Source organism: Azospirillum palustre (assembly GCF_002573965.1).
GTDB lineage: Bacteria > Pseudomonadota > Alphaproteobacteria > Azospirillales > Azospirillaceae > Azospirillum > Azospirillum palustre.
Window position 1 is genome coordinate 188,102 of record NZ_PDKW01000040.1, and the last position, 23,183, is coordinate 211,284.

Here is a 23,183-nt window from a genome sequence, read left to right on the forward strand (position 1 = left end):
CCGTTTGTGAGCCGCGCCACAGCGCGCTTTTCCGATAAGCCTCAAGATGCTCCCCACACCCGGCCGTCAGCCACTGAGGGAGCCAGCGATGATGTCGTCCCGCACCGTCTTTTTGCCTGCATTCGCCGCCCTGCTGCTGACCGCCGGGACGGCCGCGGCCCAGGTCACCGGCGGCATCGCCTTTCCGCCCGGCCCGATCCCCGGTGCGGCGATGGCGCAGGCCTTCGCCCAGACACCGCGCCTGCCGGTGTCGGTGACTCCGACGCCCCGCGGCGCCCCTCCCGGCGCGATGGTCACCAACCCGTCCGTGCGTCGGTCCTCCGTGAACCAGCAGGCGATCACCCGCATCCGCGGCGATGCCGGCTATCTCGCCGGCTTCAACAAGGGGCAGCCGCTGGCCGCCAGCCGTCAGCCGCCGGTGCAGCCGGTCGACCCCAGCTTCACCATCATCGATGCCCCTTTCATCGTGAACAATTTCAACAGCGCGTTGAACTTCGCCTTCGGCGACGGCAACATCAGCCAGCAGCAGCTTGGCGACGGCACCGCGGCGGGCAGCGCCGGCCCGGTGGAGACCGCCGCCCCGGCGCCGGCGCCCGAACCGGCCCCGCTTCCCGCTCCGGCCCCCGCTTCGACCGCCAAGCCGGCCGGGCCTTCGACGCTCGATATGCTGATGAGCACAGCCGGGCCGCTGCCGCATCTGCCGGCAGCGCTGGCCCATGGCGGCGTCCAGTTCAACAACGTGAACACCACCACCAACACCGCCGTCGGCACGGGCAACCGGGCCACCCAGAAAACGGTCACGGTCCAGCGCTGATCCCCGTCAATTCACCTCCCGCGCCACCCGGAAGCCGTTGGTGAGATAGCGCACGTCGATGTCATAGCTGTTGCGCATCGTTCCATTGATGGCCTCCAGCTTGTCGCGCCAGGACCCGCCGCGCAGAACCCGCTTGCGGCAGTTCCCCTGTGTCCAGGCGCTGCCATCGGCCGGGGCGCCCTGGTAGTTCTTGTTCCAGCAGTCGGCCACCCATTCCGCCACGCCGCCGTTCATGTCGTGCAGACCGAGCGGGTTGGCCTTGTAGCTGCCGGCGGCGGCCGGGGTCAGATGTTCGTGCGGACCGCCGCAATCGTCGCAGTCGGCATGGTTCCCCTCCTCCGCCCCCCACCAATAGGGCGTGGTGGTGCCGGCCCGCGCGGCGAATTCCCATTCCGCCTCGCTCGGCAGACGATAGCGCTGGCCGGTCTTGCGGCTGAGCCAGGCCACATAGGCCTGCGCATCCTGCCAATGCAGATTGTGGACGGGGGTTCCATCGGTCGGGTTGGTCATGCGCGGCATGTCGGTGCAGCCGCCCTCCTGGATGCAGGCGCGCCATTCGCCGACCGTCACCTCATACATGCCGAGCGCGAAGGGCTTGGCGATGGTGACGCGGTGGACCGGCCGTTCCGACGGATCGCCCTTGTCGTTCCCCATCATGAAAGTGCCGGCCGGTACCCGCACCAGCACCGGGCAGGTCGGACAATCCTGGAAGCTGTTGCCCGAGCCATGATTGCGCGCCGTGCCGTTCGTCGGCCCGGACGGCGTGGTTGAGGGCGCAGTCGAGGGCGCAGCCGGCGCCGCGGACTGCGGTGCTGCCGGCGGCACGGTCGCCGCCACCTGCGGCTCGGCCGGCGGAGGAGCCGCGGCCTGGACCGGCGCCGGGAGCGCTTCACGCTTCAACAGCGCGGCGGCGACGAAACCCTGGGTGCCGTCCTCCAGCGCGATGCGGTACCACCCGCCCTCCGGAACGCGGCCGAGAACCTGCACCGCCGCCCCGCGCGCCACCCGGCCGACCCGCGCCCCGCCATTGGCCGGCGTCGCCCGCAGGATGCCGTCCGCCATGACGGTGTAGCGTCCGGGTTCGGCCGGCTCCAGCCCCGGCCCCATCGCCGCTTCCGGCTTGGCTTCCGCTTTCGGCGGCGGCTCCGCCGGTTTGCCGGCGAGTTTCAGAGCCTCAAGCTGGCGGCGGGCCAACGGAGCGTAATTGCCGCTGCCGAACAGTTGCAGGAAGGCCTGAAAGTCGCCGGGCTCCTTGCTGGACTGGATGCGCTTCCACAGGCTGTCCTCCAGCTCGGCCACCGGCGCGGAGCCGGGTGCCGCGATCTCCACGCCGACGCTTGCCGTTGCGGTGCCGCCGCGCCCGTCATCGACGCTGTAGCGCAGGGTGCCGGCCGGACCGGGGGCGGCGGCCTCCGGGTCGAAGGTCAGGCCGGTCAGCGCCTGGACGGTCAGCCGGTCGCCCGACTTCACCACGGCCGCCCCATTGTGGACGCTGCCGCGCTCGGGCACGGCGGTGACGGTGACGGTCAGCGGGTCGCCGTCCGGGTCGGACGGCGCGTCGATCCCCATCGGGTTGCCGGCGACGCGCAGCTTGCGCTCCGCTACCACTGCCGGGGGCTGGTTGCTCGGCTTGATCGTCACGGGGACGGCGCCGGTGGTCATGCCGCCGCGCCCGTCGGCCACCAGGAACTCGAAGGCGCCGGCATCGCCGCGGAAGCTGCCGTCGGGCTTGAAGCTGGTGGCCGCCAGCTGCTCCACCGTCAGATAGTCGCCGATCAGCACACTGCGCTCCCCGACGCGGACGGTGCCGCCGCGCGGCAGCCCGGTGACGCGGGCATACATCTGGTCGTCGTCGGGATCGGTCGGCTTGCCGGCCCCCAGCGGCTCCGCGCCGGCACGGTCGAGCACGGTCAGCGCCCGCAACTCGCCCAGAACCGGCGGCCGGTTGGGCGGGCGCGGGTTGAAGTAGAAGGGGGTTGCGCCGAGCGACCCGTAGACGAACGGCTCCTGCCGCCCGTTGGTGGCCTGCTTCACCGTATCGCGCACATTGCGGAAGAACAGGCTCAGCTCCAGCCCCGGCGTCTGGAGGTGCTGGAGCAGCGCCGCGCTGAAGGGGCTGTGGTCGCCGGTGCCGTCCTCCGCCAGCTGGTCGGCGCGGGTAGCCATCGCCACCAGCGTGTCGCTCGGCGTGTCGTCGACGCTGCCGAAGCCGGGATGGGCCTGGTTGCGGTTCGAGCCGCTGCGGGTCAGGCGGTCGACGAAGGGATTGTTGCGGCAGGCGTCGAGGATCAGGATGCCGAGCTTGCGCGCGCCCGCCAGTTCGCCCATCGGCAAATTCAGCGGGATCGCTTCATAGACCAGATCGCGTTCGCGTTCCAGTTGGGCGTCGGCCGGCAGCAGATAGTTGACGCCGTTCACCTGGATGCCGTGCCCGGCATAGAAGATCACCGCAACGTCGGCCTGCGAGGCCTTCAGGCCGAACTGGCGCAAGGCGGTGGCGAAGCCGCGGGCGTCCAGATCGTACTGCTCGTCCACGGTGAAGTTCAGTGCCCGCAACGCCTCGCCGATGGCTTTCGCATCGTTGCGCGGGTTCACCAGTTCCGGCGCATTGCGGTAATTGCTGACCCCGATCACCAGCGCCAGCCGGCTTTCCGCCGCGGCCCCGGCAGGCGTCTGCCCGGTGGTGGCGGGGCCGGTGGCGGCCGGACCGGCCGCAAGCGCTCCCCCGCCGAGGCCCATGAGCGCCAACAGCCCAGCCGCCAGCAACAGGAGCAGCACCGCGACCATCGTCCGGCAGGGTCCGACCGGTTTCACCATCCCCGCCTCCGTACCCGTGCAAAGAGGCGCCGCACTCCGTGGTCGGTCGCATGCGACCAGTCGGCTCACCGGCGAAGCTTGCGGCGCATAGCGGATGGCTGTTCGAATCGATTTCGGAAATTGCCGGCAGCCCGCCATGGATGGAAGGAAGCATACCATGGCTCAAACCCATTCCAAGCCGCCCCTTGGGCCTGAGCCCGGCAAAAGAGGGGGTGGCAGGCCGAAGTGATTACTTCCTATATCGAGGATTAATGCTGATGATTATCGCCGACAGCTATCGGCATCTTCATCGTCGATCAGCAGCCAGATCCGCACCGCCTTCACCTTGCCCTTCAGCGCCACCTCCCCCACCGGCAGCGCCGTGCAGCGGACGCCCGCCGCCTGCTGCTCCCCCTGCCGCACCGCCTGCCAGGTCGGATCGCCGACGATGACCCGGCAATGGCGCGACGTGCGGGCATCGACCATTTTGCCATAGGCCTCCAGCCGGGCGGCGGTGTTCGCTGTGTCGCCGAGAAGCGAGTATTCGCTGTGCCGCAACCCGCCGAGGCTGCCGGCGACGAGCGGGCCGGTGTGCACGCCGACCCGGATGCCGACCGGCGGCAGCCCTTCCGCCTGCCATCGCCGGTTCAGCGCCACCAGTTCCCGGCCCATCTGCAAGGCGCATTGGACGGCACGCCGGGCGTCGGCGTCGATCTCGTCCTGCGCGCTGCGGGCGACCGGCGCCCCGAACACCGCCAGAATCGCATCGCCGACGAAGCGCAGAACCACCCCGTCATTGGCGGTGACGATGTGGACCATGGCATCCAGATAGCCCTCCAGCCAGCGGATCAGCGGTTCCGGTTCCAGCGCCTCGCAGATGGTGGTGAAGCCCTCGATATCGGAAAACAGCACGGTGGCGGTCAGTTGCTGCGGGCGCGGGCGGTTGCCGGCCATGAAGGTCGCACGTTCGCGCCAGATCTCCTCCGCCACCGGCTGGGAGACATGGTTGGCGAACAGCTGCATCATGACGCGCCGGTCCGCCCGTTCGCGCAGCGACATCTGCACGGTCATGGCGGCGAGACCCGCTCCCCAGGCCAGTGACGGCGCCACCAGCGGCACCAGCGGACCGCCCGCCGCGAACAGCGCAGTGGCGCCGGTCCAGGCGGCTGCCGGCACAAGCAACCCGGCCGCCGCCATCAGCCACAAGGGCAATCCGGCCAGCGCCACCGCCACCCCGGCCGCCGCCATCAGCAGCGCCAGCGCCGCTTCTCCCGCGAATGGCAGGCGCGGGCTGCTCCGCCCGTCGAGAAGCTGGGCCAGCACATGCGCCTCGATCTCCACCCCGGGCGTCGACGCACCGGCCGACGACAGCGGTGTCCGGTGCTGATCGATGCCGGCCAGCGCCGTGCCCACCAGCACCATCCGCCCGGCCAGCCAGCTTTTCGGCAGAACGGCGACAGTCTCCGCGGGATAGATCGGAAACGGGGCGGTCGAGCCGTCCGGCCGGCCATGCCAGTCGATGCGGAAGGGTTCGCCCGGCACAACCGACACACCGCCCAGGCGGGCAAGCTGAACCGGCAGGCTCGGCGTGCCGTCGCCGCCGAAGGGGACATGCCAGCGCACGGCGGCATCCAGCCGGTCCTTCGCCAGATTGGCATGGCCGCGCGGCATCCCGTCGGTGAAGCCGTCGAGGAAACGGCGCTGGCGCTCGGTCAGTGGCGTCTGCTCCAGGGCGGTGATCGCCACCACCGGAACCGGTGCCCCCAGCATGGCGCGGCGCAGCCGTTCGTCCAGGGCCGGAAGGCTCGGCTGGTCGAACAGCACATCGATGCCGATGGCGCGGACCCCGGCCGCCGCCAGCACGCCGACGATGTCGGCCAGCATGCCGCGATCCACGGGCGACCGGCAGGCAAGACCGGCGAAGCTGTCCTCGCCGAACAGCACCAGCGCAATGGCGGGATGCTGTGGCTGCGCCGGGGCGGCGGCGATCAGCCGGTCGCCCAGGCTCTCGTCGGCGGTGCGCAGCGGCGGCACCAGCCGCGTGGCGGCAAGCGCCAGCACCGCCCCCGCCAGCATGACGGCCACCGGCAGCCACCGGCGCGACCAGCCGCGACGGTCCGGCAGCGGGTCGCGCACCGCCGATTTCGCGACGGCGGAAGCCTCCGGCCCTTCCCTGGGGTTCGCCGGCGGGCCGTCCATCCGCTCCTCACCGAACCTTCAGGATCAGCTGGGCGGAGGCCACCTCCGTCTCGCGCAGGCGGGACACCGCGCGGTCGAGCTGGCCGGCGGCATCCTCGGCCAAGGGGCGGAAGGCGGCATCGCGGCCGGGAATCTCGCCGTCCAGATTGCGGCTGGTGGCGATGCAGCGCACCTCCAGATCGGCGGGAGCGTCCCCGGCGCGCAACGGCATGCGGTCGCCGGACAGGCTGATCGGCACATTGCCCATCACACGGGCGCTCATCGTGGCGCCGGACGGGAAGATCGGGATCAGCTGGCCGCGCGCGTTGCGCAGATAGCAATAAAGATGGGCGTCACGGTCGGTCTGCACCAGCAGGCGGATGTCCTCGCCCGGCCGGTAGGCGGCATTGCCGGCCGGATCGGCGGAGAGAAAGAGGTCGAGCGGCACCATCGCGTCGCGCAGGGACGCCATCGCCGCCCCGATCTGGCCGGCGCAGCCGGCCGATGCCAGCCCGACCGCCAGCGCCGCCCCGCCCGTGGCCTCCACCATGCGGACATGCAGGGTACCGATGAGGGTGCCATCCGGCCGCAGCATGCCGATGTCCGTCCCATCCGTAAGCGGCAGGCTCCGCGGCCAGGGGGCCGGGCTGCCGTTCATCCATTCGACCGCCGCGCGTTCCCCGCCGGCCTGCACCGTCAGCCGGTCCAGTCCCGGTTCCGCCGGACGCCGCAGCAGGGGCGGGCTGCCGGCCTTGACGCATTGCGTGCCGGATGTCGACGGGTCGATGGCCAGCGCCTTCTCCAGCGCCGCATCCAGCGGGTTTCCCAGCGCCCGCGCGGCGCCGAGGTCGCTCTGCATGAAGCGGTCGTCGCCGGGACCGGCACGGGCCGAGACGGCGCCGTCCGCCGTCTGGCCGGGAACGCCGTCATAGGGGCCGCGCAGCCGCAGCAGGCGGCCGTTGGCGAACAACAGCGTCGCATTCGCCCCGTCGGGAAGCCTGACCGCCTGCCCGTCGGCGACGAGCTGGCCCTGGACATAGCCGGGCGCGCTGGACGCCACGACCACGGCCTCCGCCGCGGCCTCCTGGCCGAAGCCCAGGGCGAGGATAGCGGCGGCACCCAGCAAAGAAGAAAAGCGTCTCTTCGGCATGATCGTCACCTCCTGGATTTGAAGGGATCAGTCGCGGTTCCGGCCCTTGCCGGTGGCGGCTCCGTCATCGGGTGCCAGCAGGCAGGCGGTGCGGGACTGCGTCACCACCGACACCGCTCCGTCCGTCCCGCCGTTGCGGCGGAAGCGCAGCCCGTTCATCTGGCTGGCGATGCTGAGCGAGACGACGGCAAGGTCCTCTTCGTCGATGATCTTGTGGCCGTCCTGCCAGCATTGGACACGGACCCGCTTGCCGGACGGGGCGATATCAACACCGCCCGCAACACCGCCGCTGGTGGCGCCCGACGTGTCGGCCCCCTTCTTGCGGACAACCGTGGCATCGGCCGCACCGGCGAGCCATAGGGCGGCAAGGCCGAGGCAGGCCGCGAGGAGCAGAGCGTGCTTCATGGCATCCTCCTCCGTTCGGGCCGCACTCAATGGGCCGGCTTGAATTCGACACGCCGGTTGCGGCCGTCATAGGGGTTGGCGGCGATCGGCGCGGTCGGGCCCTTGCCGTCCACGGTGATGCGCTTGGGGTCGATCCGATGGACGCGGACCAGATACTCGCCGACCGACACCGCGCGGCGCTGCGACAGCAGCATGTTGTGGGAAAGGCTGCCGCTGGCGTCGGTGTGGCCCTCCACCGTCAGGCCCAGGGTCGTGTCCTCCTTCATCAGCGCCCCGACGGCGTCGATGTAGGAGGCGGACTCGGCAGGGATTTCGGCGGAATTGAGCGCGAAGTTGATGCGGAAGCCGAAGGCCTGCGGGGCGGCGGCCTGCTCCTGGGCAACGGGAGCGGCGGGCGGCTCGGCGGTGGCCATCTGGGCAGCCGGGGCCTCCGTGCGCACCTCCTGCCGGCGCTGCTTGTGGGCGGGGCGACTGGCCTGCGGAGCGGGTTGGGGCGCCGGTTGGGCAACGGGCTGCATTTCGGGCTGGGGAGCCGGCTGCGCTGCGGACGGGATCGGCGCCGTGCCGTAGTTGATCTCGTCGATGGGCCGGGGCCGCTTGGCGGCGGCACCGGCCGCACCGCCGATGATCTCGATGCTGCGGGTGCGGATTTTGGGGTCCGGCGCCACCACCTCGCGCAGTTCCTCCACGCTGGGCGGCCGGTCGAACATCATCACCTTCGACGAACCCGACCCTTCCACCGTTTGGGCGGATACGGAACCGGCCCAGGCGGCGGCCAGCATCGGCAGGGTGGCGACCAGCGTTTGGGCCAGCGTATGAGACAGGATGGACTTGGTCATGTCAGGCTCCATGGGCAGGAGAAGGAACGGCGTTGCCCTGGTTCTATCGCCACCACCCTGCCCCGCGCTGTGAGCCGGCCAACAGTCGGCCCCCGATTCCGGCGTTTCGCCCGAGGTTACTCCCCCTGTGCCAGCGTGCCGGGCAGCACCTTGACCGTCAGCCGCTTGGCGCGGGCATCGCTGCCCTTGGCGGTCGCGAAGGCATTGATCACGTCATCCAGGGCGGCACCGGGAATGGGCTGCAAATCCTCGCTCTTGAACGCCTCGGGGATCCGCACGCCGATCTCGTCGTGCGACAGGACGCAGGCGACCGTCTCCTCGGCATTGGGCCGGTCCATGCGCAGGTTGAAGGGTTTCTGCACACCGGGCGGGATTTCCACCTGCCGGCCGGCCTCGACGAAGGCGTCGGGCTGGAAGCGGTTGGGGAAGATGCGGGACACCGTGCCGGCGGCGTCGCGGTAGTAGCAATAGACGAAGCCGTCCGCGGTCGGCTGCATCCGCACCACCAGCGCCTCGCCGGCGCGGTAGCGCGGTGCCGGCCCGCGGTCCGACGACAGCAGCAGGTCGAGCCGGGACGGCGACGGCTGGGCACGCGGCAACCCTTCGCCCCCGGCATTGCTGACGCTCTGCAGCCTAGCCGGCGGCGCCCCACCCTGGCCGGGCGGCTTGGCGAGCATGCGCTGATAGAGGTCGAAATCGATGCGGCCCGTGGCGATCAGGTCGCTGTCCGCCTGGAAACGGCCGACCGCTTCGGCGGTCCGCTGGTCGAGCTGCCCGTTGACCGGCCCGTCGTAATAGCCCTGCGCCGACAGCGCGCGCTGGGTGAAGGTCACGCGCTCCGACGGAGCCATGCCGTCGAACCAGCCGCGCGCCTCCGCCATGAAGGCGGGGTTGGTCTGGTCGATGCCCAGGCATTGCCAGTAGGGCACGCGGGTCAGCTTGCCCAGCACCTCGATGGTGCTGAGTTCGACCAGAGTGCGCACCCCCTGGTGCAGCCCCTCCGACCGGTTCAGCGAGATGTTGAAGGACAGGCCGGCCTTGCCGATCACCCCGCCGGTGTCGGCCCCGCGCCCCGACGACACCACCGCCAGCGTGTTGGACGCCGACATGCCGGGGATGATCTGGCGCGTCACCAGTTCACCGACATTGAGGTCGACCGAGACCATCGACACCACCTGGTCGGCCGACACGCCGATGTCCAGCTTGGGCAGCGACAGACCGGCCCCCGCCGCCTCGCTGACCACATTGTCGTCCAGCTGGGTGATGGCGCCGCGGATGTAGTAGGACGGCGCGCGGAAGTTCGGCTGCACGCCGATCATCCAGTACAGCGCGTTGACGTCGTCCAGCGCCGGCTCGAAATCCACGAAACGGAAGGCGTTGGAGGTTTCCGACATCCGCGAGACGGCGGTGATCAGCATCTCCTTCGTACCGCCGGCGACCCGGCCGGTGGCGTCGGGCAGACCATTGGCGGTGATGTAGATGTCGTGCTTGCCATGGGTCCACAGCAGCGTGTCCATGCAGCGCAGCGCCTCGCTGAAGCTGCTGATGGTGCGGACGGCCGGGGTCTTCGGCTGTTGTACCACGCGGGCCATTTCGCCGGAGGTGAAGCAGCCGCCGAGCGCCAGCGTCAGGCCGACGGAAACCACGGCGGAACCAAGGAACCGGACCATGCTCATCGGCGCTGTCTCCTGTGGGGTTGATGGTCCAGCTCGCTGCCTGCGCCGTCAGGCCGGCTCAGGACCCGGTCACCGCGCCGACAATTGCGGGCTGCGGTCGGCGCGGACCGTGATGGTGATCTTCTTCGACATGATCGGCGGGTCGTGCGGCACATGGTCGGCATCGGCCAGGACCAGTTGCAGCGTGTGGCGGCCGGGCGGCAGTTCCAGGATCGTCTCGGTCTGGCCCTTGCCGAAATGAAGGTGCTGCTTGTCGCTGGGGATCGGCTCGTTGAAGGTCTTGAGGTCGGTGTCGATCAGCAGATGATGGTGCCCGGTGCCGTCCTTGCGCACACCGGCCGGCGCGACGCCGAAATTGCGCAGCCCGAACCACACCTTGAAGCGCGTCCCCACCACCTGGCCGTTGTTGGGCCAGCCGATGTAGAGCCATGCATCCTTTCGGCCGGGCGTCCGCTGTGTGGCGCCAGAGTCGTTCTGGCTGTCCTTCTGGCCGGCTTTCTGCTGGGCGGATGCGTCCTCCGCAGCCGCGGGCGTCGCCGTGACCGTCACCGGCGCGAGCGACAGCACTCCCCACAGCACCGCGCAGGACACCGCACCCAGAACCGGTTGCAGGCGGCGAGCGGTCGTAAGCGCGCACGAATTCGATGTCATGGTGCCCTCCCTGGCAGGGACGAAGCGCACGGCTCCGGTCAGCGGACGGTGATGGTCACCTTCTCGGACATCACCGGCGGGTTGTGCGGAATATGGTCGGCATCGCCCAGGACCATCTGCAGCGTGTGGGTTCCGGGCGGAAGCTCCAGCCGCGCTTCGGTCTGGCCGGCACCGAAATGCAGGTGCTGCTTGTCGTTGGGGATCGGCTCGTCCGGGTTCGTCAGCTCGGTGTCGATCAGCAGGTGATGGTGCCCGGTATCAGCGTGGCTTATGCCCGCCGGTGCGATCCCCATGTTCTGGAGCCCCATGCGCACCCAGAATTTTCCGCCCGTGATGACCGTCCCGTTGGGAGGCCACAGGATGTAGGCACGCGCGTCATCGGGCGCTTTCGCCCGGTCGGCCATTCCCTGCCCAGCCAGAAACAGCGGCAGAAGCAGCAGGGCGCCGACTGCGATCACGGCAGTCCGCAGCATGATTTCCCCCTGTTTTCTTCATTGCCCTTTGTCCGATGTCATCGATCTTAGTCTTCGACCGCGAAGCAGGGTTCCCCCGAATTCTTGGGTAATCCCATCCCGTTGAAAAACAACCCACGCCTGCGCCGCCCCCTTCCGAATTGGCGGACAATCGCCCTCTCTATCCCCACCATTGCGGGGGAGGAGGGCTCAGGGAAGACAGGCAGGCGACCTTTTCAGCGCTTGATCCCGAACAGTTGCTCGTTCATCGCCGCCCGGTCCGCAGTTGCCACACCGCCGGCCCGCCCCGGCAACTGCAATCCGCCGCCCATCGCCCCACTCGCCAGGGCCAGGCCGTTCGTCCGGCTGTTTCCCATCCAGGGCGGAAAAGCGCCAACGGGGCCCGCCGCATTGGGCGGCGCGTTGCCGACCCGGTTCCCCAATTGGGAAACCGCTGCGGCGGAAAGCGGCACGCCGCCGGACTGCACCTCGAACGCGGCGGCCGGCCGGACAATCGCGGTGATCGCGACGACAGCGGAAAGGCAAAGGGTAATGGCGGCAAGGCTGCGCATCGGGGCTTTCCTCCGCGGAACAGGGCCAGGGGCGGCATGGCCCCATCCTGCCGCAGGCCGTCCGCCCGCCGCTGTGAGCGGGGCCACAGCGGCGGGCGAAAAGCCGTGAAGGCTCAGGCCTGCTCGGGAATGCGGGCGACGACCTTGATCTCGAAATCGAATCCCGCCAGCCAGGTCACCCCGACCGCCGTCCAGTTGGGATAGGGCGCATCGCCGATCACCGTCTCCCGCACCGTCATGATTGCATCGAACTGGTTGGCCGGATCGGTGTGGAAGGTGGTGACGTCGATGACATCGTCGAAGGTGCAGCCGGCGGTCTTCAGCACATTGGCGAGATTGTCGAAGGCCAGCCGCACCTGCTGCTCGAAGTCGGGTTCCGGCGACCCGTCCGCGCGGCTGCCGACCTGCCCCGATACGAACAGGAGATCGCCCGAGCGTATCGCCGCCGAATAGCGGTGCTTTTCGTAGAGCGCGTGCCGGTTGGCCGGAGTGATCGCGTCGCGTTTGGCCATGGTCGTGGTCCTCCTTGATTGCCGGAATGGCCGGCATCGGGCTTCACAGCGCGGCTGCAAGTTGGTATACGCCGCGTATGCGAACCACAACACACATACGCTTCGTATGTCAATTCACATACGCGACGTATGTAGAAATTTCCGGAGAAGGCCCATGGCCGCCAAAAAGCGATCCGAGATGATGGAGGAAACCCGTGCCAAGCTGATCGCATCCGCGCGCAAGGCCTTCGCCGAACAGGGATTCGCCGCCGCATCGATGGACGATCTGACGGCGGAGGCTGGGCTGACGCGGGGCGCCCTCTATCACAATTTCGGCGACAAGCGCGGGCTTCTCCAGGCGGTGGTCGACCAGCTCGACACGGAGATGGCACAGCGTGCGCACGCCATCGGCGTCCGGGCCGGGAGCGACTGGGACGGATTGCTGGCGGAGGGTGTGGCCTATATCGAGATGGCGCTGGAGCCCGAGGTCCAGCGCATCGTCCTGCTCGACGGACCGGCCGTCCTGGGCGATCCCTCGCAATGGCCAAGCCAGAACGGCTGCCTTCAAATGACGCGGCAAACGGTGGAACGGCTGATCGCGCAGGGGGTCGTCAGGCCCATCGACCCCGAAGCGGTCGCCCGGCTCCTGAATGGGGCGGCATTGAATGCCGCGCTCTGGGTGGCAGCCAGCCCCGATCCGCAGGACGTCCTCGCCAAGGCGGTCGAGGCGTTCCGTGCCCTGGCGGAAGGGCTGCTGGCACGCCGGCCCTGACAATCGTGCAAAAGGCCGCAGCCCCGCATCGGCGGGGCTGCGGCGACAGACAGGACGATGTTGCGGCCGGATCGGCGGTTACTTGGACTCGCTCTTCAGATAGGCGATCAGGTCCGCACGCTTGGTGTCGTCCTTGACGCCGGCGAAGGCCATCTTGTTGCCGGGAAGCGCCGCCTTCGGATCCTTCAGATAGGTGTCGAGCTTCTGCTCGTCCCAGCTATAGCCGGCATCCTTCACCGCCGCGGAATAGCTGAATCCGTCGACGCTGCCCGCCTTGCGGCCGACGATGCCATGCAGGTTCGGGCCGACGCGGTTGGGGCCGCCGGCCTCGATGGTGTGGCAGGCCTTGCAGGTGTTGAACACCGACTTGCCCGCCGCGGCATCGCCGTCCGCGGCCTGCGCGGCGGTTCCACCGGAAATCAGAATGACGGAGGCGAACAGAATTTTGCGCATGACGGACACAGCGTAACTCCCATTTCTCAACGTTGTCTCCGGCCAACCGAGAAAATTGGTCGGGCTTCCTTCCGGCGAGCAGGCGGAAGCTAATGGCGGCCAATGAGGCCAGGAAGCGAATTTACCCGATGGTTGTCATCGGTTTTTCCGATACCATCCTGCCGCATTAGGGGAACCGCCGGTCGCGGCTGCATCCAGTGGATGCGACGAATCGTCTCACACCGGCCGGTCGCGATCAAGCTGCCGATGGCGTAGGTCTTGCTCCCCGTCCGTGGAGGCGTGGTTTCGAGCGAGGTATCATGGATACGGAAATGGCCCGGACATTTCTGGAGGTCACGGCGGCAGGCAGCTTCATGGCGGCGGCCGACCGGCTCCATGTGACCCAGTCGACGGTCAGCACGCGCATTCAGCAGCTGGAGCAGCAGCTTGGCTGCCGGCTGTTCGTGCGCAACAAGACCGGCGCCACGCTGACCAGCGCCGGCCTGCGTTTCCAGCGTCATGCCGCGGCCATCCTCCGCCTGTGGGAGCAGGCCCGGCAGGAGGCCACCCTGCCCGCCGGCCACAAGGCGCTGCTGCGCATCGGCAGCGAGGCCGGCCTGTGGAACCGCCTGCTGTACCGCTGGATTCCCTGGATGCGGCGCAACGCCAACGACATCGCCCTGCGCTGCGACGTCGGCCTGCCGAACGGACTGCTGCAAGGCCTTCAGGACGGGACGCTGGACGTCGCCGTCCTCTATTCGCCGCGCGCCCTGCCGGGCCTGTCGATCCGCCTGCTGCTTGAGGAGGAGCTGGTCCTCTTCCGCATGCCGGCGGTCGAGGATTACCTGGAGGAACCCTATGTCCACATCGACTGGGGCGACGATTTCCGCCGCAATGTGCAGCTGCATCGCCCGGACGTGCAGGCCGCCCCGGTGTCGATCGGCGTCGGCACGCTCGGGCTCGACTATGTCAAGCAGTGCGGCGGCACCGGCCATTTCCCCCGCCAGCTCGTCCAGCCGCTGATCGATGCCGGCAAGGGGGAAATCCTGCCGGAAGCCCGGCCGCTCAGCCTTCCCATCTACGCCGCCTACCCGACCGACGCCGACGACGCCATCATCGACCCGGCCCTCACCGGGTTGAAGGCCATCCTGGGCGAACCTGCCGGCGCCCGCGATTCACTTTGATATAACCGATATAACCTATCGGTTTATTTCGCTTTTTGCGATGGATGACGCTGCCTAGGATCGGCTTCGCGGGCATTCGGATCCCATCCGGCATCGGTGCCGGGGGTCCCGAATGCCCGCTCGTCCAAACCGAGAACCGAAGGTCCCGATCCGATGTCCACGCAATTGGCGCAGCCGTCCCTGCTCGAAGAAGAAGGCACCGCGGCGGATACGAAGTTCCGCCGGTTCGAGTCCCCCTACATCGTCTTTCCGGCGCTGATCCTGCTGCTGATCATGCCGTTCGGCATCCTCTTTCACCCGGCCTGGCTCGCGACTGCCGCCGAGGTGGGCGTGGTCGTGATGTTCATCGCCATTTTCCGCATGATGCGCATGTAAGGCCGGCGCCCCCGCCGCCAAGACGTTCAGCCGCGGGCGGACCGCGTCCTCCAGGTGACGGTCGCGGCGACCGCCAGCGCACCGGCGCTCAAGGCAAGCGCCCAGAGCAGGAGGCCGAAGCCCGTCCCGTCATGGCGGACGGCGACCGACAGCGCCGCCGCCAAGCACAGCAGCGCCGCCAGCCGCAGCCGGAACACCGTGCGGCGCGGCGGCCCCCGCCTGGGATCGACGAGGTCGCGCCAATGCCGCTCCACCGACAGGGCAAGGGCGGCGAAGGCGAAGTAGCAGAGCCCGAACAGGCCGGGCAGCATCAGGGCATCAGGCATGGTCGGTCACCTTCGCCAGGGTTGAGAGTTCGGGATCGGGCCGCTGGGCCAGCCGCCGCGACACCCGCCACGCGGCGACGGCGGTCAGCGCCAGCACCACATCGACGCCCAGCACCGCCCAGTCGGCGGAGGCCACGGCACGGATGGGATGCTCCCCCGTCGTGATCCAGTTCAGCGCCACGCAGGCCGCCGCCAGCAGGGCGACCGCGGTGCATTGTTCGCTCCATGGCGGATCCGTCCGGGTGCGGACGGCGGCATGGACGGCGCTGCCGATCCAGATCAGGAAGAAGAGGCCGACCTCCACAAGCTCCCGCGACGGGATGCCGGCCGGCAGCAGCCGGTTGGCCGCCATCATCGCCAGCGTGGCGATCAACAGTCCGGAGGTGCTGCCGCAGGCGATGGCGGCGACGCTGCGCCAACCGACGCCGGGCTTCACGCCATGGGCAACCCGCCGCTTCTCCATCCAGTACAGCATGCCGGTGCCGATCAGCATACAGCCGGACAGTCCGAACAGGAGATACAGCCAGCGCAGCGGCCAATGGTCGAAGGCGGCGAAATGCAGCCCCGACAGGACGCGGTGGGTCGCCACCACCGGCCCCGGCCGCTGGTATTTCAGCACCTGTCCGGTGACGCCGTCGAAGAAGACCGGCTGGACATCCAGGCTGATGCGGTCTCGCAGAGCGCGGTTGATGCGGACGACCGATGCGGCATCGCCGGCATTGTAGACGAACACCACGGCCGGCTCGCCCCCGCCCCACAGCCGGCGGGCCTCCGCCACCATCGGATCGAGCGGCGCCAGCGGGGCGGCGATGCCGCTGCGCGGACGGCTGTAGTTGCCCAGCGCATCGTCGTAGAAGCGCCGCACGTCGCCGCCATAGAGCGCCTGGACACCCGCCGGCAGCACGATGGGCAGGACGATGACGATCCCGGTGATCGTGATCATCAGATGGAAGGGCAGGACCAGCACGCCCGTCAGATTGTGCAGGTCGAGCAGGGAGCGGCGGAACTGCCCCCAGCTGCGGAAGGTGAAGAAATCCTTGAAGATCCGCGCATGGATGATGACGCCGGAAATCAGTCCGGCCAGCATCGCCACCGATGCGAAGCAGACGATCCAATAGCCGATGAAGCCCGCCCGCAGATGCAGGCTGTAGTGCAGCGGATAGAAGAAATAAGTGCCCCCCAGCGTCCCGACCGGCGGCAGCAGCTGGCCGTCGCTGGTCGCCATGCCGCCGGCATTGCCGGTCTCGGTCCGAAGCTGAAGCGCCATCACCGGCCGCCGTTCGTCCGGCAACTGCACGTACCAGTCGCGCACCGTCCGCCCGGCGGCGAGCTTCTCCACCGCCGGCAGCACCGCATGGTCAAGCGAGGCCGGCCCGGTCTCCACCGCACCGACGCGGGTGGCGGGCATCATCCAGCGGTCGATCTCCGATGCGAAAACCGCCAGCGATCCCATGAAGAAGATCAGCATCAGCAGCCCGCCGAGAGTCACCCCCGCCCAGGTGTGCGGCCACAGCATGGCGGCGCGCAGCGCCGGGCTGATCAGCTTGCGCGTCTTCGCCGTCATGGCCCGACCATTCCGGCAAACTGCGAGGCCGCGATCAGCAGCACCCCGCCGCCGCCCAGCACCGCCCAGCCGACCGTGACCCGCGGCACCGCGAAGGCCCACAGCGACGCCACCGGCAGCACCACCAGGGCCAGCAGGCTGGAGGCGGTAACCGCCTCCGCCGGCGCCATGCCCGCGAGCGCCCCCAACTCCGCCCCGAAGGCGGCAAGGCCCCAGGCGAAGCCATAGGCGCCGAACACCGCCGCCGTCACCCGTGCGGCGGTGCGCAGGCGCGGCGGCGCAGCCCGTCCCTCAACCCGTCCGGACCGCCCGGCAGCCTTCATCGCGATGCTCCCCCTGCCATTGTGCCTGCCAAAGTGCCGGCGCCCCCGGCACGGTCCGCGCAGCCCTAACCTTGATAATGATACTTATTCTCATTTGCAAGATTCTTCTCTTTCCGGGGGAGAAGGACGGACCGCTTGCGACCGCCGGCAGGAACCGCGCCGGGACCCGCCGCCGGCGGGCGCGCAGGGGCGGGACGCTGCCGGCTGGAGTGGGCTACACTCGGGCAGACATCGACCGGCTGTTTCCCGACCGGAACCAAGGCCCGGCAGGACCAAAAAGGACAAGAACCAATGACCACCGAGAGCGCAACCGAAACGACCCTCGAAACCGGTGCTTTCGAAACCGGGGAAGCCCTGCTCGCCCGTCACCCCGGCGCCATCATCCAGCCCGTCAAGGGAGTATGGCCGCGCATCGCCGCCGACGCCTTCATCGCTCCCGGCGCGGTGGTGGTCGGCGACGTCACCATCGGGGCGGAGGCCAGCGTCTGGTACGGCTGCGTGCTGCGCGGCGACGACCACGGCATCACGGTGGGGCCGCGCACCAACATCCAGGACGGCACCATCGTCCACGTCATGCTGAACGAGTATCCGACCGTCATCGGCGCCGACGTGGTGATCGGCCATGGCGTGCGGATGCATGGCTGCACGCTGGCGGACGGCTGTCTGGTCGGCATCGGCGCAATCGTGCTGGACGGCGCGGTCGTGGAAAGCGGCGCCATGCTGGCGGCCGGCGCGGTGCTGACCCCGCGCAAGCGCATCCCCGCCCGCCAGCTTTGGGCCGGCAGCCCGGCCAGGCACCTGCGCGACGTGACCGACGCCGAGGTGGAGTTCATCGCCTTCGACGTGCGCCACTATGCCGGTCTGGCACGGGTTGCGTCGGGGCGTTGATAGCAGGGTTGGGGGCGCGTATAGCGGCCGTATATTTTTCCGCCCTCACGCGCCCCATCGCATTTATATGCCCCGCAGCCTTCTTCTCAGTGGGATGGCGGTCATTGGCCGCCCCTGGACTGCGAGGCTGTCATGCAAGGAAAATCGCCTCTCGCGCTGCTCGACCGGACCATGCCCGCCCCGGCGCGCATGGAAGATTGCGAGCCGCAGACATCGGCCGCCCCCTCCCCGCGCACGGTGCTGGGCGAGGCGGCAGCCACCATCGCCGCATTCCTGCTGATCGCTTTCGCGCTGCAAGTGCTGGCCTTGTGGATCGCGGCCTGACCGGCGGAGGCGGTCGCGCGGATGCCCGGACGGCCAGCCGCATATACGCGCCGTATATTTTCCGGCCCCGCCGTCCCCCATCGAATCTATACGCGGCTCCGGCGCACCCTCACAGGGTCGGACCTCCCCCGCCACCATGACGGCGAGGGGGACGCAATTCCGGAGACCCCAACGATGCTCGACCTGCTGTTTCTTGCGCTCACCGTCGGCTTCTTCGCCGCGGCGGTCGCCTATGTCCATGCCTGCGACCGGCTGTGAGGGGAGCGGCGCCATGTCCCTCGATTATGCCCTGGCCGGCCTCGTGACCGCCGGACTGCTGGTCTATCTGGTCTATGCCCTGATCCGCCCCGAACGGTTCTGAGGAGACCCATCCCATGACCGTCAACGGCTGGATCCAGATCCTGGTCTTCCTCGCCCTGGTCGTCGCGATGACGCGGCCCCTGGGCGGCTTCATGACGCGCGTCTTCACCGGCGAGCGCACGCTGCTCTCCCCCATCCTGGGACCCGTCGAACGCGCCCTCTACCGTCTGGCCGGCGTCGACGACCGCACCGAGCAGCATTGGGTGACCTACGCCGTGTCGATGCTGCTGTTCAGCGCCGCCGGCATGCTGCTGCTCTATGCCCTGCAACGTCTCCAGGCCGTGTTGCCGCTGAACCCGCAGGACATGGCGGCGGTGCCCGCCGACCTCGCCTTCAACACTGCGGCCAGCTTCACCACCAACACCAACTGGCAGAACTACGGCGGCGAGACCACCATGGGCCATCTGGTGCAGATGGCCGGGCTGACCTTCCACAATTACGTCTCGGCCGCCACCGGCATCGCGCTGGCGGTGGCTCTGGTCCGCGGCTTCGCCCGCAGCTCGGCCCGCACGGTCGGCAATTTCTGGGTCGATCTGACCCGCGCCACTCTCTATGTCCTGCTGCCGCTGTGCATCGTCTGCGCGCTGTTCCTCGTCTGGCAGGGGGTGCCGCAGACGCTGGCGGGCGCCGTCGACGCCACCACGCTGGAAGGGGCGAAGCAGACCATCTCGCTCGGCCCCGTCGCCTCGCAGGAGGCGATCAAGATGCTGGGGACCAACGGTGGCGGCTTCTTCAACGCCAACTCCGCCCATCCCTTCGAGAACCCCAACGCCCTGACCAATCTGGTCGAGATGCTGTGCATCTTCGCGCTGGGCGCCGGCCTGACCAACCTGTTCGGCCGCATGGTCGGCGACGAGCGCCAGGGCTGGGCCATCCTCGCCGCCATGGGCCTGCTGTTCGTGGCCGGCGTCGCCGTCGCCTATTGGGCGGAAGCCCAGGGCAACCCGGCCTTCGCCGCCTTCGGCATCGACGGCAGCGCCGGCAACATGGAGGGCAAGGAAACCCGTTTCGGCATCGCCGCGACGGCGCTGTTCGCCACCGTCACCACCGCCGCCTCCTGCGGCGCGGTGAACGCCATGCATGACAGCTTCATGCCGCTGGGCGGCATGGTGCCGATGATCAACATGATGCTGGGCGAGATCATCGTCGGCGGCGTCGGCGCCGGCCTCTACGGCATGCTGCTGTTCGCCATCGTCGCGCTGTTCGTCGCCGGGCTGATGGTCGGCCGCACCCCGGAATATCTCGGCAAGAAGCTGGAGGCGAAGGAGGTCAAGATGACCATGCTCGCCATCCTCTGCCTGCCCCTGATGATGCTGGGCTTCACCGCCGTCGCGGTGGTGCTCGACACCGGTACCGCGTCGATGGCCAATGCCGGGCCGCACGGCTTCTCCGAAGCGCTCTACGCCTATGTCTCGGGTGCCGCCAACAACGGCAGCGCCTTCGGCGGGCTGACCGGCAATACGCCCTGGTACAACGTCACGCTGGCCGTTGCCATGCTGGTCGGCCGCTTCCTGGTCATCGTGCCGATGATGGCGATTGCCGGCTCCCTGGCGTCCAAGGCCCGCGCCCCCGTCTCGGCCGGCACCTTCCCCACCCATGACGGGCTGTTCGTCGGGCTGCTGGTCGGCGTCATCCTGATCGTCGGCGGCCTCACCTTCTTCCCGGCTCTCGCCCTCGGCCCGGTGGTCGAGCATCTGGCGATGACCGCCGGTACCCTCTTCTGATCGGGAACGCTCCCATGCATGCCAAAAGCAAACGGTCCGGCCGGTCTTCGGCCAGCACCCTGCTGGACCCCGCCATCCTGGTGCCGGCCATCGGCGGCTCCATCGCCAAGCTCTCCCCGCGCCAGATGATCCGCAACCCGGTGATGTTCTGCGTCGAGGTGGTGGCAGCACTCACCACCCTGCTGGTCCTGCGCGATGCCGTCACGGGGGCCGGGGTCTCCGGCTTCGCCGTCCAGATCGTCGTCTGGCTGTGGTTCACGCTGATCTTCGCCAACTTCGCCGAGGCGGTGGCGGAAGGGCGCGGCAAGGCCCAGGCCGCCAGCCTGCGCAAGACCCGCACCGAGACCAGCGCCAAGAAGCTGGAGAACGGCACCGTCCGCATGGTGCCCGCCACCGATCTCAAGCCCGGCGACCTCGTGCTGGTCGAGGCCGGCGACATCATCCCGTCCGACGGCGAGGTGGTGGAGGGCGTCGCCTCGGTCAACGAGGCCGCCATCACCGGCGAATCCGCTCCGGTCATCCGCGAGAGCGGCGGCGACCGCTCGGCCGTCACCGGCGGCACCCAGGTGCTGTCCGACCAGATCAAGGTGCGGATCACCGCCGCCCCCGGCTCGACCTTCCTCGACCGCATGATCTCGCTGGTGGAGGGCGCCCAGCGCCAGAAGACCCCCAACGAGATCGCGCTGAACATCCTGCTGGCCGGGCTGACCATCGTCTTCGTCATCGCGGTGGCGACGATCCCCAGCTTCGCCGCCTATGCCGGCGGCTCGGTCGGCGTGCTGGTGCTGGTGGCGTTGTTCGTCACGCTGATCCCGACCACCATCGGCGCTCTGCTGTCCGCCATCGGCATCGCCGGCATGGACCGTCTGGTCCGCTTCAACGTGCTCGCCATGTCCGGCCGCGCGGTCGAGGCGGCGGGCGACGTCGACACGCTGCTGCTCGACAAGACCGGCACCATCACGCTGGGCAACCGTCAGGCCGCCGAGTTCCTGCCGGTCGCCGGCGTCGGCGAGGAGGAGCTGGCCGACGCCGCCCAGCTCGCCTCGCTGGCCGACGAGACGCCGGAAGGCCGGTCCATCGTCGTGCTCGCCAAGGAGGAGTACGGCATCCGCGCCCGCAGGATGGAGGAGATGCACGCCAGCTTCGTCCCCTTCACCGCCCAGACCCGCATCAGCGGCATCGACACCGACGGCACGGTGATCCGCAAGGGAGCGGTGGACGCGGTGCTGGCCCATGCCGGCGGGTCGCAGCGCGTCGCCGTGGCCGGCGGACGCGGGGTCACCACGCTGCACCCGGCCGCCGGCCCGGCGGAGCGCGAGATCCTCGCCATCGCGGAACGGGTGGCCAAGGCCGGCGGCACGCCGCTGGCGGTGGCGCGCGACGGCCGGCTGCTCGGCATCATCCACCTGAAGGACATCGTCAAGGGCGGCATCCGCGAACGCTTCGCCGCACTGCGCCAGATGGGCATCCGCACGGTGATGATCACCGGCGACAACCCGATGACCGCCGCCGCCATCGCCGCCGAAGCCGGGGTGGACGATTTCCTCGCCCAGGCGACGCCCGAAGCCAAGCTCCAGCTGATCCGCGACGAGCAGGCGAAGGGCAAGCTGGTCGCCATGTGCGGCGACGGCACCAACGACGCCCCGGCGCTGGCCCAGGCCGATGTCGGGGTGGCGATGAACACCGGCACCGTGGCCGCGCGCGAGGCCGGCAACATGGTCGATCTCGACAGCGACCCGACCAAGCTGATCGAGATCGTCGAGATCGGCAAGCAGCTGCTGATGACCCGCGGCGCGCTCACCACCTTCTCCATCGCCAACGACGTGGCGAAGTACTTCGCCATCATCCCGGCGATGTTCCTCGCCTTCTACCCGCAGCTCCAGGCGTTGAACGTGATGGGGCTGCACAGCCCGGAAAGCGCCATCCTGTCGGCGATCATCTTCAACGCGCTGATCATCGTGGCGCTGATCCCGCTGGCGCTGCGGGGCGTGCGCTACCGCGCCGTCGGTGCCGCCTCGCTGCTGCGCCGCAACCTGCTGATCTACGGCCTCGGCGGCCTCGTGGTGCCCTTCGCCGGCATCAAGGCGATCGACCTGATCGTCACCGCCGCCGGCCTGGTTTGAGGAGCCCGTCATGTTGAAGGATCTGCGTCCCGCCCTGGTGATGACCGTCGCACTGACGGCGATCACCGGACTCGCCTACCCGCTGGCCGTCACCGGCGCCGCGCAAGTCCTGTTTCCGCATCAGGCCAACGGCAGCCTGATCGAGCGGAACGGGACAATCGTCGGCTCCAGCCTGATCGGGCAGGACTTCATCGGCGCGGGCTATTTCCACCCGCGCCCGTCGGCCACCACCGGCGCCGACCCCGCCGATCCGGCCAAGAGCGTGCCGGCCCCCTACAACGCGGCGAACTCGATGGGCTCCAACCTCGGCCCGACGAGCAAGGCGCTGGTCGACCGGGTGCAGGCCGACGCCGAAAAGCTGAAGGCCGAGAATCCCGGCGTCCCGGTCCCGGTGGAGCTGGTGACCACCTCGGGCAGCGGTCTCGACCCCGACCTGTCGCCGGCCGCCGCCGACTTCCAGGTGCCGCGCGTCGCCAAGGCCCGCGGCCTGACGGAGGATGCGGTGCGCAAGCTGGTCGCCGATACCACCGAACCGCGCCCGCTCGGCTTCCTGGGCGAGCCGACCGTCAACGTCCTGGCGCTCAACCTCGCCCTGGATCGGGCGGCCGGCAAGGCCGCGGGAGGCAAATAGCCGGCAGGTGCTGTGCACCGGGGCTGTCGGAATCGGCTATCCTCCGCAACGGCCGGCGGAGTAATCCATAGCCGGGCTTGAGGCCGGGTTTGCGACCGCATCTGGAGCGGGGGGAGCGGAAGGGGACGATGCC

24 protein-coding genes are annotated in these 23,183 nt (G+C 69.2%); 10 read left to right on the top strand and 14 right to left on the bottom strand.

The features are described 5' to 3' along the window. The first annotated feature begins 88 nt into the window (after positions 1-88). Positions 89-814, top strand: a complete 726-nt coding sequence (locus CRT60_RS36430) for a hypothetical protein (RefSeq protein WP_098736431.1) — start codon at positions 89-91, stop codon at positions 812-814. Positions 815-820: 6 nt separating this feature from the next. Here CRT60_RS36430 and CRT60_RS10795 read toward each other — a convergent pair whose 3' ends face one another. The 10 genes from CRT60_RS10795 to CRT60_RS10840 form a co-directional block, all read right to left on the bottom strand. Next, positions 821-3,631 carry an SUMF1/EgtB/PvdO family nonheme iron enzyme gene (locus CRT60_RS10795; protein WP_161958022.1) on the bottom strand — a complete coding sequence of 937 codons (2,811 nt, stop codon included), beginning with the start codon at positions 3,629-3,631 and terminating at the stop codon, positions 821-823. A 261-nt stretch (positions 3,632-3,892) separates the two neighbouring features. Beyond that, positions 3,893-5,809, bottom strand: coding sequence for an adenylate/guanylate cyclase domain-containing protein (locus tag CRT60_RS10800; protein ID WP_098736433.1), 1,917 nt, complete (start codon positions 5,807-5,809; stop codon positions 3,893-3,895). A gap of 7 nt (positions 5,810-5,816) precedes the next feature. Further along, positions 5,817-6,938, bottom strand: a complete 1,122-nt coding sequence (locus tag CRT60_RS10805) for a DUF4384 domain-containing protein (RefSeq protein WP_098736434.1) — start codon at positions 6,936-6,938, stop codon at positions 5,817-5,819. 27 nt (positions 6,939-6,965) lie between these two features. After that, positions 6,966-7,343: a hypothetical protein gene (locus tag CRT60_RS10810; protein WP_098736435.1), complete on the bottom strand. Its 378-nt coding sequence runs from the start codon at positions 7,341-7,343 to the stop codon at positions 6,966-6,968. A gap of 26 nt (positions 7,344-7,369) precedes the next feature. After that, positions 7,370-8,182: an OmpA family protein gene (locus CRT60_RS10815; protein WP_161958023.1), complete on the bottom strand. Its 813-nt coding sequence runs from the start codon at positions 8,180-8,182 to the stop codon at positions 7,370-7,372. A 116-nt stretch (positions 8,183-8,298) separates the two neighbouring features. Beyond that, positions 8,299-9,858 (bottom strand): DUF4384 domain-containing protein, encoded by a 1,560-nt coding sequence (locus tag CRT60_RS10820; protein ID WP_098736437.1) that lies wholly within the window; start codon positions 9,856-9,858, stop codon positions 8,299-8,301. A gap of 69 nt (positions 9,859-9,927) precedes the next feature. Next, on the bottom strand, positions 9,928-10,509 hold the full coding sequence (locus CRT60_RS10825; protein ID WP_098736438.1) for a DUF4399 domain-containing protein: 582 nt from the start codon (positions 10,507-10,509) through the stop codon (positions 9,928-9,930). A gap of 38 nt (positions 10,510-10,547) precedes the next feature. Further along, positions 10,548-10,982 (bottom strand): DUF4399 domain-containing protein, encoded by a 435-nt coding sequence (locus tag CRT60_RS10830; protein ID WP_098736439.1) that lies wholly within the window; start codon positions 10,980-10,982, stop codon positions 10,548-10,550. A gap of 215 nt (positions 10,983-11,197) precedes the next feature. Further along, the gene (locus CRT60_RS10835; protein ID WP_098736440.1) at positions 11,198-11,533 is read right to left on the bottom strand and encodes a hypothetical protein; all 336 of its coding nucleotides are present in this window, start codon (positions 11,531-11,533) and stop codon (positions 11,198-11,200) included. A 113-nt stretch (positions 11,534-11,646) separates the two neighbouring features. Then, a complete protein-coding gene (locus CRT60_RS10840; protein ID WP_098736441.1) occupies positions 11,647-12,045 on the bottom strand; it encodes a RidA family protein in 399 nt (132 codons plus the stop codon). A gap of 154 nt (positions 12,046-12,199) precedes the next feature. On the opposite strand from CRT60_RS10840, the gene CRT60_RS10845 reads away from it, so the two are divergent. Beyond that, positions 12,200-12,796, top strand: coding sequence for a TetR/AcrR family transcriptional regulator (locus CRT60_RS10845; RefSeq protein ID WP_098736442.1), 597 nt, complete (start codon positions 12,200-12,202; stop codon positions 12,794-12,796). Positions 12,797-12,874: 78 nt separating this feature from the next. On the opposite strand, the gene CRT60_RS10850 is transcribed toward CRT60_RS10845, so the two are convergent. Next, a complete protein-coding gene (locus tag CRT60_RS10850; protein WP_098736443.1) occupies positions 12,875-13,249 on the bottom strand; it encodes a c-type cytochrome in 375 nt (124 codons plus the stop codon). A gap of 311 nt (positions 13,250-13,560) precedes the next feature. Between CRT60_RS10850 and CRT60_RS10855 the strand changes: the two genes are divergently transcribed. Both CRT60_RS10855 and CRT60_RS10860 read left to right on the top strand, forming a co-directional pair. After that, positions 13,561-14,412: a LysR family transcriptional regulator gene (locus CRT60_RS10855; protein ID WP_161958024.1), complete on the top strand. Its 852-nt coding sequence runs from the start codon at positions 13,561-13,563 to the stop codon at positions 14,410-14,412. 153 nt (positions 14,413-14,565) lie between these two features. After that, a complete protein-coding gene (locus CRT60_RS10860; protein ID WP_098736445.1) occupies positions 14,566-14,787 on the top strand; it encodes a hypothetical protein in 222 nt (73 codons plus the stop codon). Positions 14,788-14,813: 26 nt separating this feature from the next. Here CRT60_RS10860 and CRT60_RS10865 read toward each other — a convergent pair whose 3' ends face one another. Genes CRT60_RS10865 through CRT60_RS10875 form a run of 3 tightly spaced genes read right to left on the bottom strand, consistent with a single transcriptional unit; the run spans position 14,814 to position 17,000 of the window. After that, positions 14,814-15,113: a DUF3325 family protein gene (locus CRT60_RS10865; RefSeq protein WP_098736446.1), complete on the bottom strand. Its 300-nt coding sequence runs from the start codon at positions 15,111-15,113 to the stop codon at positions 14,814-14,816. Continuing rightward, positions 15,106-16,677: a PepSY-associated TM helix domain-containing protein gene (locus CRT60_RS10870; RefSeq protein ID WP_098736447.1), complete on the bottom strand. Its 1,572-nt coding sequence runs from the start codon at positions 16,675-16,677 to the stop codon at positions 15,106-15,108. Before CRT60_RS10870 ends, CRT60_RS10865 begins: the two co-directional genes overlap by 8 nt. Further along, on the bottom strand, positions 16,674-17,000 hold the full coding sequence (locus CRT60_RS10875; RefSeq protein ID WP_098736448.1) for an iron uptake protein: 327 nt from the start codon (positions 16,998-17,000) through the stop codon (positions 16,674-16,676). The genes CRT60_RS10870 and CRT60_RS10875 overlap by 4 nt, the downstream gene beginning before the upstream one ends. A 291-nt stretch (positions 17,001-17,291) precedes the next feature. Here CRT60_RS10875 and CRT60_RS10880 point away from each other — a divergent pair, with 291 nt between their 5' ends. The 6 genes from CRT60_RS10880 (at position 17,292) to CRT60_RS10905 (ending at position 23,050) form a co-directional block, all read left to right on the top strand. Beyond that, positions 17,292-17,888, top strand: a complete 597-nt coding sequence (locus CRT60_RS10880) for a gamma carbonic anhydrase family protein (RefSeq protein WP_098736449.1) — start codon at positions 17,292-17,294, stop codon at positions 17,886-17,888. Positions 17,889-18,020: 132 nt separating this feature from the next. After that, complete coding sequence (locus tag CRT60_RS10885) at positions 18,021-18,212, top strand: hypothetical protein (RefSeq protein WP_098736450.1); 192 nt, start codon at positions 18,021-18,023, stop codon at positions 18,210-18,212. Between the two features lie 271 nt (positions 18,213-18,483). Further along, positions 18,484-18,573, top strand: a complete 90-nt coding sequence (locus CRT60_RS35630) for a K(+)-transporting ATPase subunit F (protein WP_109448108.1) — start codon at positions 18,484-18,486, stop codon at positions 18,571-18,573. A gap of 13 nt (positions 18,574-18,586) precedes the next feature. Beyond that, the gene (gene kdpA / locus CRT60_RS10895) at positions 18,587-20,296 is read left to right on the top strand and encodes a potassium-transporting ATPase subunit KdpA (RefSeq protein WP_098736452.1); all 1,710 of its coding nucleotides are present in this window, start codon (positions 18,587-18,589) and stop codon (positions 20,294-20,296) included. A 14-nt stretch (positions 20,297-20,310) separates the two neighbouring features. Next, the gene (kdpB, locus tag CRT60_RS10900) at positions 20,311-22,419 is read left to right on the top strand and encodes a potassium-transporting ATPase subunit KdpB (protein WP_098736453.1); all 2,109 of its coding nucleotides are present in this window, start codon (positions 20,311-20,313) and stop codon (positions 22,417-22,419) included. 10 nt (positions 22,420-22,429) lie between these two features. After that, on the top strand, positions 22,430-23,050 hold the full coding sequence (locus CRT60_RS10905; protein WP_098736454.1) for a K(+)-transporting ATPase subunit C: 621 nt from the start codon (positions 22,430-22,432) through the stop codon (positions 23,048-23,050). The last annotated feature ends 133 nt before the right edge of the window (positions 23,051-23,183 follow it).

Excerpts from the sequence above, each read along its gene's own strand:
- CRT60_RS36430 (WP_098736431.1), top strand. The coding sequence starts at position 89 with ATGATGTCGTCCCGCACCGTCTTTTTGCCTGCATTCGCCGCCCTGCTG.
- CRT60_RS10795 (WP_161958022.1), bottom strand. The coding sequence starts at position 3,631 with ATGGTGAAACCGGTCGGACCCTGCCGGACGATGGTCGCGGTGCTGCTC.
- CRT60_RS10800 (WP_098736433.1), bottom strand. The coding sequence starts at position 5,809 with ATGGACGGCCCGCCGGCGAACCCCAGGGAAGGGCCGGAGGCTTCCGCC.
- CRT60_RS10805 (WP_098736434.1), bottom strand. The coding sequence starts at position 6,938 with ATGCCGAAGAGACGCTTTTCTTCTTTGCTGGGTGCCGCCGCTATCCTC.
- CRT60_RS10810 (WP_098736435.1), bottom strand. The coding sequence starts at position 7,343 with ATGAAGCACGCTCTGCTCCTCGCGGCCTGCCTCGGCCTTGCCGCCCTA.
- CRT60_RS10815 (WP_161958023.1), bottom strand. The coding sequence starts at position 8,182 with ATGACCAAGTCCATCCTGTCTCATACGCTGGCCCAAACGCTGGTCGCC.
- CRT60_RS10820 (WP_098736437.1), bottom strand. The coding sequence starts at position 9,858 with ATGAGCATGGTCCGGTTCCTTGGTTCCGCCGTGGTTTCCGTCGGCCTG.
- CRT60_RS10825 (WP_098736438.1), bottom strand. The coding sequence starts at position 10,509 with ATGACATCGAATTCGTGCGCGCTTACGACCGCTCGCCGCCTGCAACCG.
- CRT60_RS10830 (WP_098736439.1), bottom strand. The coding sequence starts at position 10,982 with ATGCTGCGGACTGCCGTGATCGCAGTCGGCGCCCTGCTGCTTCTGCCG.
- CRT60_RS10835 (WP_098736440.1), bottom strand. The coding sequence starts at position 11,533 with ATGCGCAGCCTTGCCGCCATTACCCTTTGCCTTTCCGCTGTCGTCGCG.
- CRT60_RS10840 (WP_098736441.1), bottom strand. The coding sequence starts at position 12,045 with ATGGCCAAACGCGACGCGATCACTCCGGCCAACCGGCACGCGCTCTAC.
- CRT60_RS10845 (WP_098736442.1), top strand. The coding sequence starts at position 12,200 with ATGGCCGCCAAAAAGCGATCCGAGATGATGGAGGAAACCCGTGCCAAG.
- CRT60_RS10850 (WP_098736443.1), bottom strand. The coding sequence starts at position 13,249 with ATGCGCAAAATTCTGTTCGCCTCCGTCATTCTGATTTCCGGTGGAACC.
- CRT60_RS10855 (WP_161958024.1), top strand. The coding sequence starts at position 13,561 with ATGGCCCGGACATTTCTGGAGGTCACGGCGGCAGGCAGCTTCATGGCG.
- CRT60_RS10860 (WP_098736445.1), top strand. The coding sequence starts at position 14,566 with ATGTCCACGCAATTGGCGCAGCCGTCCCTGCTCGAAGAAGAAGGCACC.
- CRT60_RS10865 (WP_098736446.1), bottom strand. The coding sequence starts at position 15,113 with ATGCCTGATGCCCTGATGCTGCCCGGCCTGTTCGGGCTCTGCTACTTC.
- CRT60_RS10870 (WP_098736447.1), bottom strand. The coding sequence starts at position 16,677 with ATGACGGCGAAGACGCGCAAGCTGATCAGCCCGGCGCTGCGCGCCGCC.
- CRT60_RS10875 (WP_098736448.1), bottom strand. The coding sequence starts at position 17,000 with ATGAAGGCTGCCGGGCGGTCCGGACGGGTTGAGGGACGGGCTGCGCCG.
- CRT60_RS10880 (WP_098736449.1), top strand. The coding sequence starts at position 17,292 with ATGACCACCGAGAGCGCAACCGAAACGACCCTCGAAACCGGTGCTTTC.
- CRT60_RS10885 (WP_098736450.1), top strand. The coding sequence starts at position 18,021 with ATGCAAGGAAAATCGCCTCTCGCGCTGCTCGACCGGACCATGCCCGCC.
- CRT60_RS35630 (WP_109448108.1), top strand. The coding sequence starts at position 18,484 with ATGTCCCTCGATTATGCCCTGGCCGGCCTCGTGACCGCCGGACTGCTG.
- kdpA (WP_098736452.1), top strand. The coding sequence starts at position 18,587 with ATGACCGTCAACGGCTGGATCCAGATCCTGGTCTTCCTCGCCCTGGTC.
- kdpB (WP_098736453.1), top strand. The coding sequence starts at position 20,311 with ATGCATGCCAAAAGCAAACGGTCCGGCCGGTCTTCGGCCAGCACCCTG.
- CRT60_RS10905 (WP_098736454.1), top strand. The coding sequence starts at position 22,430 with ATGTTGAAGGATCTGCGTCCCGCCCTGGTGATGACCGTCGCACTGACG.